Below are 19015 nucleotides of genomic sequence, written 5' to 3'. Positions count from 1 at the left end.
CTATTTTCTATTATATCCTAGCCAATTTGTATGCGGCAACCTAAAAAACGACAGGCGCTCGGGACGCCTATCGCTTCTTCACACTATCCCGCTCAATGAGTGAAACGGGCAGGACTTCTTCTTTAAATGAATAACTTTTTTCCTGAATCATTTCTCGCAAATGTTCCACGGTTTTCGCTGCGATTTGCGGGATTGGCTGGCGAATCGTGGTCAGTTTCGGTTGGACAATGTCGGCAAACGTAATATCATCATAGCCGATGATCGACAGGTCGTCCGGGATGCGGATGCCGCTCGACACGGCCTGGTCATAAAGCCCGACCGCAATCATGTCATTACTGCAAAATACGGCGGTCACATCGGCTTCAAACACCTGCTGCGCGATCAGTTGGCCACCTTTACGGGTCAAATCTGTTCGGAAACCGGTCACCGTGCCGCCTGCTTTTTCGATGGTCTCCTTGTAGCCGCGGTACCGCTCGCCAATATTGGCAAACTCGGCCTGGCTGCCAATGAAAGCCGTCTTGGTATGGCCGTTTGTAAGGAGATGCTTAGCGGCTATTTTTCCGCCGGCCAGATCGTCGACGTGGATGGAATAGTCGGAAAGCGCGTACCGGTTGTCGAGGATTAGAAACGGGATGCCGCGCAGTTTCAATTCATCAAACATGGTGGTCTCCAGGCTGGTCAGGCCGCAGATGATCAAGCCGTCCACAGAACGGGAAATCAGCTCCTCCACATAGCGCATTTCTCGCTCGGGCTCTTCGCAGGAGTTGCAAAGAAAGGTGATATAGCCCGCCTGATTGAGACTATTTTCCAGTTCCTTGGCCAGCTCGGCAAAGAAAGGATTCGTGATGTCCGGAACCAAGAGACCAATCGTATGACTCTCAGAAGAAACGAGACTGCGCGCCGTATAATTGGGCTTATAATCCAAGTCCTGAATCGCATCGAACACTTTCTGCTTGGTTTTTTGTGTGATATGTCCCGCTTTATTATTCACGACCATCGAAACTGTCGCAATGGAAACGCCGGCCCGTTTGGCGACATCTTTTATCGTAGCTCCCACTTTTACCCCTCCGCACGAATTGCTGTGATACTACCATTCTAGCAAAAATGGGATAGCCGCGCCAATGATTGTTTGCAGGCTAGAAGTTGCTCCTCTACAGGACCCGAAGAATTATTTCTCCCTCCTATACGCCTAATTTGGTGAAAAGCGCGCAAAAATCCATCCAGTTTACTAGAATTTCTTATAGAAGTAGGCATTTTCCTACATCGATTGCGTAACTTCATCAGCGTAAGGGATGGATGATTGGGCACCAAATCGTTGAACGGCAAGGGCCGATGCACAGGTAGCATATTCAATGGCCTCTTTTAAGTTGGAATAGTCTTTTTTTAATACAGCTGCAAGGGCCCCAATAAAGGTATCCCCCGCAGCAGTTGTGTCGACTGGTTTGACAACTCGAGCGGGCACCCGGCCAGTTTTTGTCCCTTTTAAAAAGTAGGAGCCTTTGTTGCCTAAGGTTATGATCACTAACTCGGCACCCAAGTCTTGTATTTTTTTACTCGCTTGATAGAGTTCCTGTTCACCCTTGATGTCAATTCCTGTAATCATTTCCGCCTCACTTTTATTGGGAATGAAGATGTCTGTATTGAGCAGAAGTGTCTCCGGGATATTTTTCATGGCAGGGGCGGGATTTAAAATCGTCTTCACACCCAGCCCCTTTGCCAGTTCAAACGCCTTCGTAATGGCCTCTAAATTAATTTCAAATTGCGAAATGAGAAAATCACTCTTTTCAAGAAAACGGACGATCTGCTCCGTCTTTTCAATCACAATTTGATGATTAGCACCTGAATGAATGACTATACTATTTTCAGCCTGATCATCTACCATTACGATCGCTGAACCCGTTTTTTCTTTTTCCAGAATGCGAATCCCTGAAATATCCACACCATCTTGGCTCAATAAATCGACGAGCAGTTTTCCCGCTTCATCATTTCCCACCGCGCCGATAAAGGATGTCTCCGCACGATTCCTACGTGCCGCAATGGCTTGATTGGCTCCTTTTCCGCCGCCATTACTAAAGGCCTCATAGGAATGCACCGTTTCGCCCGGCTTTGGTAATTGATTCATTCTTAGTGTGGTATCTAAATTTATGCTACCTAGTATGGTCACTTTATTCATAATTCTTCCCTCTCATTTATATTCAATGATTCATCTTCCCACTAACTCCTCAATCATTGAAATATTTCATTGTGTCCATAACTAATTCTCTAAATCTTGGTAAATCCACCTCGAATCCTACTGAAACATTTTTTTCTCTGCCCAGCACATTATCATAGTCGACAACTGTGCTCCCTAGCGATAAATTTTCGCCCGTTTCCACTTGTACATTCATTGGATAGACTTTAAAAAGTGTTGGGTCAATCACATATGCAACGGCACAGGGATCATGCATGTGAATGCCTTCCACATGATTTTCATCCGCCCAAAATGGAACCGTCGTTGTCAGATGGAAAAAGTCTAGCAAATCCGCCATCGTCACCGCAACTTGATTGCCGATTTCCCGAATTTCTTGAATGTCGCGTTCAAATAATTGCGCTTTTAGTGTCACGTCCAGTCCAAACATGGCGACCGACACGCCCGATTTAACGACAATATCCGCAGCTTCCGGGTCGACATAGATGTTGAACTCTGCGTGCGGTGAATAATTCCCACCAAAGCAGGCGCCTCCCATGAAGGAAATCTGCTCAATTTTCTCCTTCAGCTCTGGATGCGACAGAAGGAAAATGGCGATGTTTGTCAATGGACCAGTGGCAATCAATGTCACTTTTTCTTCTGAATTCCGCAAAATATCCGCGATTAAATCATTGGCTGAAATTTGTCGAGCGGCTACAGAAGGTTCCGGCAATTCCGCACCGTCCAGCCCCGTTTCCCCGTGCACCTCTTCCGCTATAATTAGCTCTCGACGAAGTGGCTTACTGGCCCCCATCGCCACAGGTATCTCTTCTTTTTTCGCCAGTGCAAGTAACTTTCGCGCATTGGCAAACGTTTTTTCAGGTTTTTGATTGCCAGCCGATGTGGTGACCGCTAGTAAATCAATTTTCTCAGAAGCAATCGCCATTAGCAATGCCATAGCATCATCGTGCCCGGGATCACAGTCTAAAATTACTTTTTTCATGATTATTTACCTCCAATTTCTTTTTTATGACTAAAATTTTCAACCAATTGCGTCCGAATAGTGCAATGCATGCCCTAGTGATTTTCCCATCCTGTCATTATGCCGAAAATCACTAGGGTGTTCTTCTATAATTTATCGTTTAATGGAGTTGGCATATCTGTAAATCATTTTCTTGGTGAAAATAAAGATGATAAGTGCAGATAGAACGATTGCTCCGCCAATTAAGAATACGTTGGAATAGGTGGAAGCGGCTCCTGCATCTACACCTGTAATACTTCCGCCAGACAAAGCACCCGAAGAGAACATGCTACCGAATACTGCTACCCCGACAGAGCCCGTAATCGCCTGCACCAAATCATTGGCACCGAGCACGCGTCCGGATTCTTCTGGTGGAACTGTAAGTGTTGCGGTATCTACAATCGGTGAGTAGAAGAAAGAAGTCCCAAAATAGTAGATGCATGGCGCAATTCCTAGTGCCGCTACAGCTCCATAAGGAATCGCAAAGGCTATCGCTACAAGTCCCAGTCCCATAAAGGCTAAGGCCATGATGATAGCCGCAGAGCGACCAATCCGCTTAACAACCGGACCGCAGACAAAGCCGAGTACAGCTGCTAATAGAATCGACCAAACCAATAGATTGGAGACCTCTGCTGAATTCATATGGAACACATTTAGTCCGATTGCATTTACGCCGGCATTTAATGTGTAGCTGAAGAAGTAACCGATAAAAATAACTGACATTGTGGCAATAAAGGCAGGATTTTTAAAGAACTCTGGTGTGATAAAAGGATTTTTAGCTTTATTGATATAAACAATGAACAGGATAAGTGTGATCACAGAAGAAATGGCCCAGAAAGCATTCATATCCGTAAAGAACATTGTGACAGCACCGGCGAATGCCCCAATCAATGCGAAACCAGCCCAGTCAATATTTGCCCCTTCCACTTTGACATCTGGAAGATTTTTGATCAGTGATGGCAGGAAGAATACGGAGACGATCGGAGCTGCAAATAGCCACCGCCAGTCGATCTGCGCCACATAGCCGGCAGCAACGACACCCAGCGCTGCCGAAAAACGGAAGACTGCAACAAATATTCCATAATAGATCACTCGATTTTCTTTTGCAATATATTTAGAAACCAGTACGAGGAAAACCGACCCGGCCACTTGTCCACCGGCAGCTTGCAGAACCCGCGCGATGATGACCACCCAGATGTTCATCGGTCCAAAAAGAAAGCCGATGACAGAGCCGACCACAAAAATCACAACGCCTAGAACGGTCATTTTCTTGAGTGACACAAAGTCGCCTAGTGAACCATAGATGACACAGACAATCCCCAAGATGATTCCCGGAATCGACGTAATCAAGGAAGCCAAACTAGCGGAACCAAGCTGATCCCCAATGTTTACAAAAATCATGCCAAATGCCTGCTGTTCCAAAATACCAAAAGTAAAAATCAATAAAATTAAAGGAATCGCTTTTTTAGCCATCTTATTCATTTTTTCAAATTCTGCGGACCCTTCTTCTGGAACGGGCACGCCAATGACTTGACCTTGCTTTTCAGTATTTGCCATTATATTTCTCTCCTTGTTATATATTTTCGCAAGACTTTGATTTCCATTTTCCAGCTGCTGATCTAACTCCCCAGGCTTGCCGCTGCATCAGCCTTATTTTCTCTCCACCTCAAATCTTTTGATAAATTCATCAGCATCAAACACTAACTGATCAAAGCCTAACGCTTGTCCTAACCTTGTAATGGGTGGTGCCGACACATAGCTGCTACTCAATTTCTCAGTTTCTTTAAATACTTCTTCTCTTGTGCCATCTAAAATCACACTTCCTTTCCTCAAAACAATCATTCTTTTAAAATTCTCTGCGACAAACTTCATATCATGTGAAATGGTTATGCAAAGAATGTTTTGCTGCTCCAATTCGCGAATAATCCTTTTTAAACGCTTGTTTCCTTCCACATCCTGCCCACACGTCGGTTCATCAAAAATGACGATTTTGGGCTTCATCATCAGCACGGAGCCGATCGTACAAAACTTCTTTTCAACCGCCGACAGGTCAAAAGGGTGCACAGAAAGCTGCTCACTTAATCCCACTAATTCAGCCACCCAGTCCATTCGATCGGCCATTTCTTTTTTAGACATCTTAATTTGCTTGGGACCAAACTCAAATTCTTTTTTCACCGTCTCTAGAAAAAGTTGGTTGTCCGGATTTTGAAACACATAGCCGACCGTTTTAGCCCATTCTGCTGTTTGCCGAGATTGAATGGGGATGCCTTCGATGAATATTTCTCCAGACGTTGGCTTCAATAAGCCGTTCAAATGCTTAACGGTGGTAGTCTTCCCCGCCCCATTTTGCCCGATAATGGCAACAGGCTCTGTCGTCTCCAAAGAAAAGCTGATCCCGCATAAAGCCTCTTCACCGGACGGATATTCATAGCGCACGTCCCGCATTTCAACAATCATAAAATTCCAACTCCCTCACCATTTTGAGCGCCTCAGATTCTGTTAAAGCAATCTCACCCTTCCAGTAACCTTTTTCCTTCAAAGCATAGCTAAGTTTCACAAAATCAGGTAGTTCAATTTGGTAGCGGTCTGCATTTTCTTGTGTGAATATTTCCCTAGGCGTCCCAATTCCGCACACTCTTCCCTCATTCATAATCATCACCCGGTCTGCATATTCAGCCACCCGCTCCATAGAGTGATCCACCATAATGACACTAATCCCCTGCGCATTCAGTTTTTTGACCACCTGCATCAGTTCATCGCTACCCATCGGATCGAGCTGAGCTGTACATTCATCCAAAATCAATATCTGCGGATCAAGTATGTATGTCGAACCGAATGCCACGCGCTGCACCTGCCCGCCCGAGAGATCCAATGAATTTTTCTCCAGCAGCGCCTCTATATGTACTTTCTGGGCTACATCTGCAATCTTCACGAGCATTTCCTCCCGCGAAACGCCTCGATTCCCCAAACCATAAGCCAGCTCCTCAGCTACCGTTTCCGTTGTATATGAAAGTTGATTAAACGGATTTTGAAAAACCAGACCGACAGCAGTGGATAAGTGCCCTGTATCAGCTTCGTCCACATCCATTCCCTGCACCAACACCTGCCCTGTTTTTGCGCCCACAAAGAAATGTGGAATAAGCCCTACAAGCGCATTGCAAAGAGTCGTTTTCCCGGCAGAGCTAGGTCCAATAATACTGAAAAATTCGCCTTTCTCTACATGAAAACTAACATCCGTTAAACTCGCTTTATCACTTTGGTTATATCGATATGATAGGTTTCGTACTTCCAACACCTTTTCCAAAGCTTCACCTTCCTCCCTACAAAAAGTTAGACTGCAACAAGCTTGCGGACACTAAGTGCCAAATAAAGCAAATAACGCTACCCCGATAAAAGCCCCGAGTAAAATGATTCGGATAGCATAATCCAGCATGGTCGTCTCTACCTGTGTCAACGAAGTCACTTTTACATCTTTGAGGCCGAACCCTCTTGTCTCTAGCGCCATTCCACGTTCTTGCGCATCGATAAGCGAACTCAAAATGACTGGCCCGATCAGTGGAAGAAAAGTCTTAAACCGGTGAATAATATTTCCCGCAAGACTAACTCCGCGAGATTCTTGTGCTTCTTTGATACTCTTCATTCTGCGGTTCATTTGAGGCACCACGTTTAAACTGGCCAGCACCAGATAGCCGATTTTCGCATTTAATCCGCTTTCAATAAGTGCGGCAACCAATTTCGATGTTTTAGTCGTTTGGTTCATAAGAAAAAACGCCGCTACAAAGACTAACAAGGCGCTGACTAATTTGAGCGCATACATGGTTCCTTCCAGCCCCAATTGAGCAAATCCCAAATCCAGAAGAACCGTCTTGTTCTTGGTGCTGTAGAATCCTTGAATAAAAACAAGCATCAAAGTCAGCGGAATCCCAAAACCGAATATCAATTTATAAAATACAGCCGAAAGTTTCACAATCATCGCCATAATCATTAAAGCTAGTAAAATGCCAAAACCCAACCATGGACTTGGAAACATCAGCGAGATAACACCTAAAACTAGAACAGCCAATAATTTCGTAAGCGGATTCAAATTAATGATTCCTTTAGCAACCCTCTCCATTTGCACGCTCATTCCTTTCACCAATATTCAAGGTTCGATTTTAGAGGGATAAGTACCACCGTCACCTTATCAAACTTCATTTGAATCAAGTGGCGCATATTGTGAAATAAATCGTTTGGGAATTTTTTTGTACAGAGAATAAGCAATTAAAAACACAATGCCTTTGTCAAATAAATTTTCAATCATTGATACGGAAAATACTGAAAGAACAATTTCCCTTGTAGCAGCTATTAAAGCCACCGTGGCGAGCGAACTGGTATTGATGCCCGTTGCCCCGCCATAGACAAAAATGGTGATCAAGGATGCTACAATCGTATTCGTCAATGTGCAAGCCAGCCAAATGATGACCGCTCCCCACCAGTTCTTGAACAGGCCGAATTTAACCAGATAGCCTGTAACCAGTCCACATAGAACGCTTACAATTGCATACGGCAGGTAAACCGGATTCGCCACGATCGCTAAAAACAGATTGGTAATCAGACCGCAAAGTGCCGCCGTCCAGGGACCTGACAAACAAGCAATTAAAATCGTCCCGATCATATCTAAAAAAAGAGGCAGCTTCAGCGTCGAGCACAACGTCCCTCCGATCAAATTGATGCCGACCGCAATGGGAATCAAAACCAGCGACTTTGTTGTCATTCGCTTTATTAAAAACGGTTTCAAAGCTTTGTTTTCCATCCTAATCGCTCCTATTTTCAAAAGATATTCTGTCAAACGCAGAAGGTGGTATCCTATTTATTATGGGCTTCTCATTTGCAATCTTTATTAAGTTAAACGTTTAATTAAAACACTGCAAAAAAGAAAGCGCATTCTTCACTTATGAATATTATCATTAAACGTTTAACTAGTCAATAGTATTTAAAAAATTCACTAAAAATACTTTCTTCACACCCGAAACTATAATGTTGACTTATCTTGTCGGAATACTTATAATTAACTCTAAGATTGCTAAAAAAGGGAGGATTCGCAATGCAGCAAGCAAAAAAATGGGGCTTTTTTCTATTAACAACACTACTACTTTCAATGGTTCTGGCAGCATGCGGCAATAATAGCGATCAAGATGCCAGTAAAAATAAAGCAAAACAAGTAAATTTTCTTGAAACTAGTGAACTTTTAACACTAAATACAACGGCAGAGGAAGACTTTGCCAGTTTTACAGCACAAAATCAAGTTTTTGAAGGCTTATATGGACTAAATGAAAAAGATGAATTCGTTCCCGCCGTTGCAAAAGAAATGCCAGAAATCAGCGACGACCAAAAAACCTATACGATTCATCTGCGTCCAGAAGCCAAGTGGTCGGACGGTTCGCAGGTCACTGCGGATGATTTCGTCTATGCGTGGCGCCGCGCAGTCGATCCTAAAACCGCACCCGGCTATTCAGCACTTTTCAAGGATTCCATCAAAAATGCTGAGGAAATCAATGACGGCAAGCTTCCGACAACAGATCTCGGCGTGACTGCGCTCGACAAAGAGACGCTTAAAATTGACCTAAAAAAACCGGTTCCTTATTTCATTTCACTGCTTTCTTTTGAAACTTTCTTTCCGCAAAAAGAAGCTTTCGTGAAAAAACAGGGCGATAAATACGGAACCGACGCAGAACACACGCTGTATAACGGACCATTTGTGATGAAGGAATGGAAAGGCGGCACTGGCAAAACTTGGACCTATGCGAAAAACGATCATTACTGGGATAAGGACAATGTCCATGTCGACCAAATCAAAGTGGACGTTTCCAAAGACATCAATGCCGGCGTCAACCTATTTGAAACAAAGGCCGCTGACCGCGCTCCACTTTCCGGCGAATATGCCAAGCAGTATAAGGATCGCGATGATTTCCAGACAGAAAAGGATTCGATGATCAGCTACCTGCGTCTGAATCAAAAACGAGACGGCAAAGAGACCCCGCTTGCGAACAATGCGCTGCGCCATGCCATCAACCTGTCGATCAATAAAGAAACACTGACCAAAGAGATTCTCGGCGACGGTTCCTTCCCGGCAAACGGCTGGATTCCTAAGGACTTTGCCCAAAATCCAGAAACTGGCGCTGATTTCCGTTCTGACAGTGGCGACCATTTAGTTTATGATAAAAAAGAAGCGCAAAAATACTTTGATCAGGCGAAACAAGAACTGGGTACGGACAACATCACCCTTGAGCTACTTGGCGATGATCAGGATGTGACCAAAACGCTCTTCGCCTTCTTGAAAAATGAGTGGGAGACGACTCTGCCCGGTCTCACCATCAACGTCAAGACCATCCCGGCCAAAACAGCGACCGAGTTCACCCGTGAAAGCAACTATGACATGTCCCTCGGCGCCTGGATGCCCGACTTTAAAGACCCGTGGACGTACAGCAGCCTCTTCCTGTCCGATTACTACAATAACAGCATGAGCTACAATAGTGCGAAATATGACGAACTGGTAAAATCGACCGACACGACACTGGCCACCGATCCAGCGGCACGCTATCAGGCCTTCGTTGACTCAGAAAAAGTCCTGCTCGACGAAGATGCCGCGATTGTCCCACTTTACCAGCACCAGACAGCCGTCCTACAAAACCCAAACGTAACCGGCATCGTCAAGCACTCGTTTGGCTCGCCTTATAGTTTTAAATTTGTGAAGGTGAAATGAATGAAAAAAGCGAAGAACCAACCATNNATGGTTGGTTCTTCGCTTTTCGATTAATCATTCAACAGTAAATGAGAAATCATATGAATATTCTCCACCTATTGGAGCAGGCTCATAATTAAAGACGATATCGTACTTATAATTCCCCGGTGCCAGTGTTTTTGTATCAAGGATTAATTTTTGATTGACATCATCTGCTTCAACAGTGATTGCAGGCCCCCCGCTTAATGGCTGTAACGCCAAATTACCAAAGAGTTTTCCTATAGATTCTAATTGAAAATAAACCGGCAAGTCAACAATGGCCTGATCTCCTTGCGCAATTACTTGAGATGGTATAGTTCCATGCTGATTATCGCAAGAAATTTCTGGTAAAACAGACTGTGGGAATTCCAATAAAGCATTATAATCCAAAATCACCTCGTAAATGCTCGGTAATTTTGTTAAATCTGTCATCGTCCCTGTAAGATTGTTATCTGTTAAATCTAACTCTATAAGTGCAGGTAAATCAAAGTTTGGTACATAAGCAATATTATTGTATCCAGCTTTTAAAATTTGAAGAGCTGGAGTGTTCGAAAAATCAGGAAGCTCGGTTAAAATGTTTCCTTGAACATATAAATTCCGCAAATCGGGAAGCTGACTAAAATCTGGTAAAGTATCGATTTCATTGTCACTAATATCCAGTAACTCAAGCAATGACGTATTACTAAAATCAGGAATTTTTGTTAAATTGTTCCCGCCTAAGTATAATTCATCCAGCATAGGAAGGTTTTTAAAATCTGGCACCTCCGAAAGATGATTTCCACCCAAATCTAAATAAATGAGTTGAGGGATATGAGAAAAATCAGGAATAGAAGTAAGATTTCCAGCTTCAAGAAGTAACTGGCTTAAAGCAGGTGTGTTTGAAAAATCTGGTACTTCCGTAGCTAGTTCATTCATATTGGTATTAATAATCTGTAATTCAGGATAGTTTTGATAATCCAATAAACCGGATTGACGCGGCAGTCGATTCATATTTTCATCAAAAATAAGTTGTTGTAAATGTGGGATTGTTGGAACATCTGGAAATGTATTGAATCCAGAGCCCCAGTCATGTAGATATACCATCGTAACATTGTTAAATTCAGCTCTGCTGAGTAAGCCCATCGATTCATTTGTAATACCCGTATTACTAAATACCAACGTATCGACAGCATCTAGATCCTCTTGAGTGATTACATCATTTACCGAAGTTTTATGAAGAATTGTCACCATATTCTCTGCTAATGCTTCATCTGGAAATACTTCAATAATTGGAGCAGGTAAAGGATATAAATCTCCTACCTCATCCGCCTGCACTGGAGTACTTATCAGATTTTGCAGACTCAAAAAGCCAAATATAATAAAACCAAGTAACCATATTTTTTTCATCACAAGCAACCTCCTTTTCTTTTAAAATAGCAAAAAGACTTGATGCTTAACTAAGAAGCCTCATATTTGAACAAAAAAGACTGAGACATAATTAAAAAGAGCCAAGAATCCAGCAATATCCGCTTTTTAAAACGGTTCTATCGCTTGATTTTCAGCTCTCTTATTTTTTAGTTATCTGGTCGAAACTTCTTTATGTCCGACTCTCTATCTCTTACCTATTTCGTTTTCTTCGCAAGATAAGCGTCATACTGATCCTGCATTTCTTTCATGACTTTGTCCATGCCTGCGTCGTCCAATTTTTTCTTGAATTTTGGCATGTATTCGTCAGGGTCTACGGTTCCGGTCAACAGTGCCGGGGCAAATTCATTACATACATTCGTAATCGAGGCGATTTCGGTTCTGACCTCTTTTGGATCAAAGTAGAAGCCAAGTCCCGGTGATGCGACGGATTCTTTGTTGAACTGCTTGAATTGTTCCCATTTGTCATTCGGCTCGTCTTCATAAAGTTTCAAGATGAAGTGGTTGCCTAATGCATAAGTCGGCATGCTGTAATTTTCAACACGTGCTGGCAGGTCTTCAATTTTGCCATCTTCTAGCTCTTTATAGTGTGTGCCTTCGATTCCTTTATCCACCAAGTTGCGCAGATATTCGTCTGTATTCAGCAGATTCAGGAATTTCACGGCTTCTTCTGGATGCTTACTTGTAACGGAAACGGCTTGGATTGCGCCTGTTACTGAACTGTTTTTAATGATTGGTACTTCGTTGATTGGTTGTGTGACAACGGTGTATTTGCCGCCCGTATTTTTGTTCCATACGTTTTCTGCACATGGTTGGTATTTTTCGATCCGTACGAACCAGTTTTCTTTATCATAAGACCACGGATCTGTCGATGTCGCAATGTCTTTGTCCATGTAGCCCGCTTGATAGTAACTGTGCAGCGTCCGCAATGTTTCCATCGAATCTTTTTGATCATAGAAATTCACGATCTTGCCGTTTTCTTCTGTTTGGCTGACACTGAATGGAAGCGGAACGGCATTATCGATTAGGAAGTCATAGTTGAACGCCGGTTTGAAGTCTTTGTTTCCGCCGATTGGTGTGATGCTTGGCTCATTTTCTTTAATCGTTTTTAATAGTGGTTCGAGGTCTTCAAAGCTTTTGACTTTGCTGACGTCCATGTTGTATTTTTTCACAAGGTCCTCATTGAATACATAGACTTGCTGCTCGCCAATTTCTTTATTCGACGGTACGCCATAAATTTCGCCGTCAACAGTTGCGCCATCCCAAAGAACCGGGTTGAGCGCTTCTTTCATTTCCTTGCCTTCTTTATCCAGATACTTGTCAAGCGGCTGGAACGCACCCTTTTGCGCGTAAGTTACATACTCCCCTGCAGCCGTGTAACAAATGTCGAACGCTTCGCCTGAATTGATAACTGTTTGCATCCGTTTGCCATAGTCACCCCAGTCCACTTGCACCATGTCGACTTTGACGCCAATTTTTTTCTCTGTGTATTTGTTGACTTCTTTCATAACTTTATCGGTATCTTTTTGCGGTGTACCGATCATGTACCATTTCAGTGTTGGCACCTCATCGCTGGATGCTTTGTCATCACTGCCGCATGCGCCTAGAGTTAGTGCTACTCCCAGTAAACCTAAGCCTAAAGCAAGCTTCTTTTTCATTAATACCCCTCCGTTTTTTTATTCTTTTACTCCGCCAATCGTTAGTCCACTGATAAAATATTTTTGGAAGAACGGATAGGTGATGGCAATCGGTAAGGTGGAAATGACGACCATTGCCATTTTTGCTCCGTCCTGCGGAATCGAGTTGAGTGCCCCGCTTGAATAAGCGATCTCTGAGTTTTGCCGCATGAATTCAAGATTGTTCTCGATTTTCATCAAGAGTGACTGCAGCGGGACGAGATTTGGATTATCGATGTAAAGTGATGCCTGGAACCAGTCATTCCAATAGCCGAGCGTTGAAAACAGTGCGATCGTTGCCAGCCCCGGCAGCGAAAGCGGGAGGACGATGCGCAGGAATATACGCAGTTCGCCGGCTCCTTCAATTCTTGCGGCTTCAAGGATCGGCTCTGGGATCGACCGGATGAAGAAGGTCCGCATGATCATAATGTAAAATGCATTCATTGCAAGCGGCAGGATTAGTGCCCAAATCGTATCGCGCAAATGTAGGAATTGTGTCATTACGATGTAGGCTGGCACCATACCACCGCTAAATAGCATGGTGAAAAATGCGATAAAGGTGAACTGCCGACGATAGGCAAACTGCGGTCGGGAAATCGCATAGGCATATAGCGAGATCATGGCGACACTCATCACGGTTCCAAGTACAGTGACAATAATGGTGATGCCGTATGATTGCAGCAGTTGCCCTTTCATTTTCCACAGATATTCATAGGCTTCTGTGCTCCACTCTTTTGGAATCAGTCGAAAGCCTTCTGTTGCGATCGATGCTTCACTGGAAAAAGAGATGATAATGATATAAATAAATGGAAATATGCAGATGATAGCCAGAAAGCCGAGTAGGATGTTCATTGCGACATTCATTTTTGGCCCGAAGCCTAGCATGTCACGATCCTTTGATTGATTTTTGATTTTCTTCGGCGGTTTTACATCGCCGCGGACTTGTGCGATCTCTTCTGCCATTTCAATAGGTTCTGCCATGTTTTCCGCCTCCTTTTAATTAAAATAGTGCATATTCCGGATCGATTTTTTTCACGATGTAGTTCGTTAAAAGAACCAGAATGAAGCCTACAAGCGACTGATAGAAGCCGGCTGCAGCACTCATGCTAATATCCCCGAGCGATGTCAGACCTCGATAAACGTAGGTGTCGATAACGTCCGTGACGGGATACAGCGGTCCGGAGTTGCGCGGAAGCTGATAGAACAAACCAAAATCCGAGTTGAAAATTTTTCCGATATTCAAAATCGTCAAGATGACCATTAGCGGCGTTAGTGCGGGAATCGTCACGTGACGAATCTGCTGCCATTTGCTGGCGCCGTCGATCATCGCGGCCTCGTAATACGTCCGGTCAATGCCGGCGATTGCAGCCAGATAGACGATACTGCCGTAGCCCAGCCCTTTCCAAATGTTCATGCCGATTAGGATGTACGGCCAGTACTGCGGGTCTGTATACCAGGAGATTGGATCATGCCCGAATGAAACTAGTAGATTGTTGACCAGGCCGTGATCCTCGCTCAGGAAGCTGTACAGGAAGTAGCTGACCACAACCCACGAAAGGAAGTACGGGAAAAGCATGCCCGTCTGATAAAATTTCGCCATTTTTTTGTTCAAAATGTTGTTGAAAACAATTGCAAGCGCCACACCAAGCAGTAAACCGACAATGATAAACACGAGGTTATACAGTACGGTGTTCCGCGTGATAATAAACGCATCATCTGTCTGGAACAGGAATTTGAAATTCTCAAGCCCCACCCATTCACTATTCATAATGCTGGAAAAGAAACCATTTCCGTCGATTCGATAATCTTTAAACGCGATAACCATCCCGAACATCGGAAGGTACGAAAAGAGCAGAAACCAGATCACCCCCGGAAGCGCCATGAATAGCCAGATCTTATTGCGATTTACTTTTTGTAAAAACTTCTTCAATCCATCCACCCCTTTTTTGTAAGCACTTTCAACACTTTAAGTTTACTGTGTTTGGCCGCGCTCGAATAGTTGCGGATGTTTAGATTTATAGACAAATATTAGAAAGTATGTGAATTCTGCCAAGCCTTGCGAAATTGATTCGGCGTTTTGCCCGTATATTTTTTAAATTGCCGATAGAAATAGGCCATATCCGTGTAGCCGGAATGTTCGGCAATAACTTTGAGAGGAGCCTCCGTCTGAACCAGCTGCTCCTTGGCAAAATTAATCCGGTAGCGATTCAGATAATCCGTGAAGTGCTCGCCTTTTTCTTTCTGGAAAAGCTGCCCCAAATACACCGCATTGATGTGAAAGTCGTTTCCCAGTGTCTTCAGAGACATTCCTTCGGCAAAATGTTCCGCTACATAAGAAACGACCTTCTGAATGATCGGACTGCTCCCGCTGGTTTCTTCCTTTTTCCGCTGGTTGTAGCGCAGGGTGATCGTCAGGACCGCCTGCTCAAGGCCGTGAATCGTTTTTTGTTCGGCTAGGAGGCGCATCGATTCGGCCAGTTCCTTGGGGTCGCTTTCGGCCATCATCAGGACCAGCTCGTTTAGGATGTGCAGGATTTGATGTGGGTCACTTTCCGGCAGATGGTCGCGCCACTCGGCAAAGAAGGCATGGATCCACTCCTTCATTTCGGAGTCGTCTTCAAGCAAGAGCAGCTTGGCAATCTGGTGCTGTTTGCGCTTTGGCCGCCAGGTTTGTTTGGTTCTTTTTTGCAGGGAGATCAGGCTGCCCGGCTTTTGGATTAGGCGTTCAGGTAGCAGGCGCTGAATTTGTCGCAGGGCTGCTGGGAAATGTTTTTCGTTTGTGACCGGCTCGCTGAGGAACAGGTAAAAGTCCGAATGGTCGAGCGTCTCGCCAATTTGCTCATACAGGGCCAAAAGTTCGGTCGGCAGGTGCGTGTTGCGGCGGACACCTACAAGCATCTGGCCTTCCGGATTGACCAGCATTAGTGGATACTTTTGCCGAAGCTTTCGTTCCAGGTTCTTCCATTTGTCGCTCGACAAGTTGGCAGTCCGTTCTATGAGCGCCAGTACGCTTTCGGTCTCCTCCAAAAAGGCCATCTGATAGAGCTCCATTCGTTCCAGCCATTCCGTTTCGTCGATTCGCCCTTCCAGCCAGCGCCACACGGTATTGTCACGCAGGATGAAATAGGCCTCTTCTTCAAAACCGGCATGCTGCTTCTCGATCTTCTCGCCGATCTGTGTCAGCGTTTCTTTTAATTCCTCTTCGTTGAGCGGCTTCAGTAGGTAATTTTCAATGCCAAGTGCCAGACCCTGCTTGATAAATTGAAATTCTTCAAAGCCGGAAAGGACGATCATTTTGGTTTGCGGCTGGACTTTCTGCCATTCGGCGATCAGTTCGAGTCCATCCATTTCTGGCATCTTGATATCGGTGATCAGTACGTCCACCTGCATATCGGCATAATTTTCCAATGCAAAACGGCCATTCGGGGCTTTGCCAATAATTTGGGCTGTGGGAAGCAGATCCGGAATAATGTGTTCAAGTCCTTTTAAAATCAATGGTTCATCATCTACAAGCAATATTTTAAGCATGTTCTTCTTCCCCTCTCGTCTTCTTCGGTATTCTAAAGCGGACTTCCGTTCCCTGGTGTTCCTGACTGTCGATCGTGATGCCGTACGAGCTGCCGTATAAAAGTTCCAATCGCTTATTCAAATTTGCCAGTCCGATATGACCATTTTCTGCATGCTCCAAAACCGCTCGCCGGACTTCCTGCAACTTCCCAGTCGACATGCCTCGCCCGTTGTCCCGCACGATGACTTCCAAATCGTCCCCTACTTCTGCAATCTGCACGTCAATCTCTGGCTGCCGGGTTTCCGAGCGCCCGTATTTAAAGAAATTTTCGATCAGCGGCTGCAGTCCAAATTTTGGAAAAGCCGTGTTGAGCCATTTTTTCTCGACTTTCACGGAAAAATCAATGGTTTGTTCATAGCGCAGTTCCATAAATCGCAAATACTGTTCCACGTAATTAAGCTCGGCGGAAAGTGTCGTAATCTCTCGATGATTCGCCGTATAGCGTAGCAGGGTCGCCAGCTGGTAAATCATTTTACTTGTAATTTTGGCATTTTCAATCCGGGCATTCATGCGGATGGCTTCAAGTGAGTTATAAAGAAAATGCGGCTGCACCTGTACTTGGAGTGCCTTCAGCTGTGCCTTCTGCTCCTCAATCTCAAGCGCATATACTTTCTTGATGTATTCATCCAGATTTTCCGTCATATGATTGAACCGCTCGCTGATTTCTGTCAGCTCATCATTGTAGCGGTCAAGTTCCAGCTTGGCATCAAGTTCCCCCTTTTCAACGCGGTCCATTCCGCCGATAATCGCGTTAATGCGTTTTGAATAGCGGTTGGAAATCACATAGTTGATCCCAATCGAAAACACAACCAGCAGAAAACCAATGCCGAAAAGCATCATTTCGACGTAGGGAACCTCCCCTTCGTGACGGGCGCTCAGATAGGCGGTACTCTTTAGCCCTGTCACCGTGTCGACATTATGTGACAAATAGTATTTCTTATGATCGATCCGAACTGGACCGCTCGTTTTGCTATTATCCTCCGTTTTGGCAATCGCCTGGTTGCTGTACAGCGTTGTGCCGCTTCGATTTTCAACTGTAAAAATGCCATCCTGATAGTCCTTCTTAATAAAATCATCCAAAAAACTAGCGTCCACATACAGCACTAGAAAGCCAATCGGTTCCAGCGTCGCGGGATCGTTGACATTCTGACGCACTAAGATTGTATCGCCAATTCGGCCGAAATCCTTCGTCTTGGCCGCCACGGCTTCCAGCTCATTTTTCTTATAATCAGCGGTCAGTTTCGTCCATTTTCCGTGATTCGTCGGGAATGCATAGCTGTACTTGCCGTCTTGCGAGATCATCTGCAGTGCGATCACGTGTTCATCATACGAAAAATACGACTGGAAATAGGTCTGCATGTCCACCGTGTAAAACCCTTTACTTTCAAAATAGTTGTCGATATTCTGCGCAATGTAGCTGCTGTAGTCATTAGTCATCGCGATTTGAACGTCCTGCATCAGATCGCTGTTTTTGTATATGTCATGTGTCAGATTCAGCAAAGATTGTTCTTTGGAAGAAAGCGCCTTCAATTGTTCGTTCGATATGTTGGCCGTGTCGCGCATCTCGCTTTCCAGCTCGATACTGTTGTAATAGCGATAAATAAAAAACAGTAACAGGCAAACCGTAAACAAACTTGTCAGCGAAAAAATGAGCATCATCTTCTTAAAGATGCGCTTTCGAGACTTTCCTTTTTTCATCTCCTGTTCCCCCTTTTCCTGCTTTGATTATCGCATAGAACAGTAGGTAATATTAAGAGGAAATTTGCTGTTCGATTTTTTTGAAGCGCGGCAGGTCGACCTTCATGATCCAATAGGCCGGAAAAGTCCCAGATGCAAACAGAATGAATGCGGGCACCTTACTGAAAAGCCAGCCGATCAAAAGCAGTCCGACAAGCACAAGCAGTGTGGTTTTCAGGCTGGTAAAAACAAATAGAAAGGCTTGCACCACATATTGAAGCGCCCCTTTCATTTTGAAATGCGTAAACACGGCGAAATATTGCAGCCAGGAGAGTAGCGTCACAAAAAGCAGAAACATCAGGAAGAAATAGAGCATGGTAGAGAGAATACCGTTCATCAAGCTGAAAACGATCCGCAAATCCATATACAAAAAGGCGGTCAGGCCTAGGAAGATCAACCCGGCCAGATTCGCCGACCAGAAGACCTGCTTGTAAGTTTGGAACGCCAGCCGCCAGATGGGTGCGTCCAGATCGCCGCGTGCCCATTTTCGCGTCACCGTGAACAGCGCGACTGTTGCCGGCATGAAGCCCAGAACGATCCCCCCCATCAGTGTGAGCACGACCCAAATGATATTTGTCCAGACGATCCGAATGATCCAGTCGCTGATGATTGAAAATTTATCGACCCATTGCATGATTTTCCCTTCTTTCTAAAAAATGGATAGAGCGCTTGACCAGTTTCA

Annotated in this window: 16 protein-coding genes; 1 reads left to right on the top strand and 15 read right to left on the bottom strand. The window is 44.5% G+C overall.

Annotated features, from left to right (window positions below; genetic code table 11):
• Positions 1–67: 67 nt before the first annotated feature.
• The 8 genes from CS921_RS13810 to CS921_RS13775 form a co-directional block, all read right to left on the bottom strand.
• A complete protein-coding gene (locus tag CS921_RS13810) occupies positions 68–1057 on the bottom strand; it encodes a LacI family DNA-binding transcriptional regulator (RefSeq protein ID WP_099224888.1) in 990 nt (329 codons plus the stop codon).
• A 201-nt stretch (positions 1058–1258) separates the two neighbouring features.
• Positions 1259–2173, bottom strand: coding sequence for a ribokinase (gene rbsK, locus CS921_RS13805; RefSeq protein ID WP_099224886.1), 915 nt, complete (start codon positions 2171–2173; stop codon positions 1259–1261).
• A gap of 49 nt (positions 2174–2222) precedes the next feature.
• On the bottom strand, positions 2223–3170 hold the full coding sequence (locus CS921_RS13800) for a nucleoside hydrolase (RefSeq protein WP_240422374.1): 948 nt from the start codon (positions 3168–3170) through the stop codon (positions 2223–2225).
• Between the two features lie 132 nt (positions 3171–3302).
• Positions 3303–4745 carry an MFS transporter gene (locus CS921_RS13795; protein ID WP_099224882.1) on the bottom strand — a complete coding sequence of 481 codons (1443 nt, stop codon included), beginning with the start codon at positions 4743–4745 and terminating at the stop codon, positions 3303–3305.
• A 93-nt stretch (positions 4746–4838) separates the two neighbouring features.
• The gene (locus CS921_RS13790) at positions 4839–5645 is read right to left on the bottom strand and encodes an energy-coupling factor ABC transporter ATP-binding protein (RefSeq protein ID WP_099224880.1); all 807 of its coding nucleotides are present in this window, start codon (positions 5643–5645) and stop codon (positions 4839–4841) included.
• A complete protein-coding gene (locus CS921_RS13785) occupies positions 5635–6483 on the bottom strand; it encodes an energy-coupling factor ABC transporter ATP-binding protein (RefSeq protein ID WP_240422376.1) in 849 nt (282 codons plus the stop codon). The genes CS921_RS13790 and CS921_RS13785 overlap by 11 nt, the downstream gene beginning before the upstream one ends.
• Positions 6484–6543: 60 nt before the next feature.
• Positions 6544–7302, bottom strand: a complete 759-nt coding sequence (locus tag CS921_RS13780; RefSeq protein ID WP_205527793.1) for an energy-coupling factor transporter transmembrane component T — start codon at positions 7300–7302, stop codon at positions 6544–6546.
• A 69-nt stretch (positions 7303–7371) separates the two neighbouring features.
• Complete coding sequence (locus CS921_RS13775; protein ID WP_099224874.1) at positions 7372–7980, bottom strand: ECF transporter S component; 609 nt, start codon at positions 7978–7980, stop codon at positions 7372–7374.
• 291 nt (positions 7981–8271) lie between these two features.
• On the opposite strand from CS921_RS13775, the gene CS921_RS13770 reads away from it, so the two are divergent.
• A complete protein-coding gene (locus tag CS921_RS13770; protein ID WP_099224872.1) occupies positions 8272–9930 on the top strand; it encodes a peptide ABC transporter substrate-binding protein in 1659 nt (552 codons plus the stop codon).
• 54 nt (positions 9931–9984) lie between these two features.
• On the opposite strand, the gene CS921_RS13765 is transcribed toward CS921_RS13770, so the two are convergent.
• The 7 genes from CS921_RS13765 to CS921_RS13735 form a co-directional block, all read right to left on the bottom strand.
• Positions 9985–11334, bottom strand: coding sequence for a leucine-rich repeat domain-containing protein (locus CS921_RS13765; protein WP_099224870.1), 1350 nt, complete (start codon positions 11332–11334; stop codon positions 9985–9987).
• 215 nt (positions 11335–11549) lie between these two features.
• Positions 11550–13010, bottom strand: a complete 1461-nt coding sequence (locus CS921_RS13760; RefSeq protein WP_099224868.1) for an ABC transporter substrate-binding protein — start codon at positions 13008–13010, stop codon at positions 11550–11552.
• 18 nt (positions 13011–13028) lie between these two features.
• Positions 13029–14009, bottom strand: a complete 981-nt coding sequence (locus CS921_RS13755; RefSeq protein WP_099224866.1) for a carbohydrate ABC transporter permease — start codon at positions 14007–14009, stop codon at positions 13029–13031.
• Positions 14010–14028: 19 nt separating this feature from the next.
• Positions 14029–14910: an ABC transporter permease gene (locus CS921_RS13750; protein ID WP_420843760.1), complete on the bottom strand. Its 882-nt coding sequence runs from the start codon at positions 14908–14910 to the stop codon at positions 14029–14031.
• Between the two features lie 146 nt (positions 14911–15056).
• Complete coding sequence (locus tag CS921_RS13745) at positions 15057–16556, bottom strand: response regulator transcription factor (RefSeq protein WP_099224862.1); 1500 nt, start codon at positions 16554–16556, stop codon at positions 15057–15059.
• The gene (locus tag CS921_RS13740) at positions 16549–18294 is read right to left on the bottom strand and encodes a sensor histidine kinase (protein WP_099224860.1); all 1746 of its coding nucleotides are present in this window, start codon (positions 18292–18294) and stop codon (positions 16549–16551) included. Before CS921_RS13740 ends, CS921_RS13745 begins: the two co-directional genes overlap by 8 nt.
• Before the next feature lie 52 nt (positions 18295–18346).
• Positions 18347–18967, bottom strand: a complete 621-nt coding sequence (locus tag CS921_RS13735; RefSeq protein WP_099224858.1) for a YesL family protein — start codon at positions 18965–18967, stop codon at positions 18347–18349.
• Positions 18968–19015 lie beyond the last annotated feature (48 nt).

Origin of the sequence: Listeria costaricensis (genome assembly GCF_900183385.1) — a bacterium.
In the GTDB taxonomy this organism is placed as follows: Bacteria; Bacillota; Bacilli; order Lactobacillales; family Listeriaceae; genus Listeria; species Listeria costaricensis.
Note: the sequence above shows the minus strand (reverse complement) of the source record. Positions and strands in the feature narration are given on the sequence as shown.

Bases quoted from the DNA above. Each gene is read 5' to 3' on its own strand.
- rbsK (WP_099224886.1), bottom strand. From the start codon at position 2,173: ATGAATAAAGTGACCATACTAGGTAGCATAAATTTAGATACCACACTA.
- CS921_RS13800 (WP_240422374.1), bottom strand. From the start codon at position 3,170: ATGAAAAAAGTAATTTTAGACTGTGATCCCGGGCACGATGATGCTATG.
- CS921_RS13795 (WP_099224882.1), bottom strand. From the start codon at position 4,745: ATGGCAAATACTGAAAAGCAAGGTCAAGTCATTGGCGTGCCCGTTCCA.
- CS921_RS13790 (WP_099224880.1), bottom strand. From the start codon at position 5,645: ATGATTGTTGAAATGCGGGACGTGCGCTATGAATATCCGTCCGGTGAA.
- CS921_RS13780 (WP_205527793.1), bottom strand. From the start codon at position 7,302: ATGGAGAGGGTTGCTAAAGGAATCATTAATTTGAATCCGCTTACGAAA.
- CS921_RS13775 (WP_099224874.1), bottom strand. From the start codon at position 7,980: ATGGAAAACAAAGCTTTGAAACCGTTTTTAATAAAGCGAATGACAACA.
- CS921_RS13770 (WP_099224872.1), top strand. From the start codon at position 8,272: ATGCAGCAAGCAAAAAAATGGGGCTTTTTTCTATTAACAACACTACTA.
- CS921_RS13765 (WP_099224870.1), bottom strand. From the start codon at position 11,334: ATGAAAAAAATATGGTTACTTGGTTTTATTATATTTGGCTTTTTGAGT.
- CS921_RS13760 (WP_099224868.1), bottom strand. From the start codon at position 13,010: ATGAAAAAGAAGCTTGCTTTAGGCTTAGGTTTACTGGGAGTAGCACTA.
- CS921_RS13755 (WP_099224866.1), bottom strand. From the start codon at position 14,009: ATGGCAGAACCTATTGAAATGGCAGAAGAGATCGCACAAGTCCGCGGC.
- CS921_RS13750 (WP_420843760.1), bottom strand. From the start codon at position 14,910: ATGGCGCTTCCGGGGGTGATCTGGTTTCTGCTCTTTTCGTACCTTCCG.
- CS921_RS13745 (WP_099224862.1), bottom strand. From the start codon at position 16,556: ATGCTTAAAATATTGCTTGTAGATGATGAACCATTGATTTTAAAAGGA.
- CS921_RS13740 (WP_099224860.1), bottom strand. From the start codon at position 18,294: ATGAAAAAAGGAAAGTCTCGAAAGCGCATCTTTAAGAAGATGATGCTC.
- CS921_RS13735 (WP_099224858.1), bottom strand. From the start codon at position 18,967: ATGCAATGGGTCGATAAATTTTCAATCATCAGCGACTGGATCATTCGG.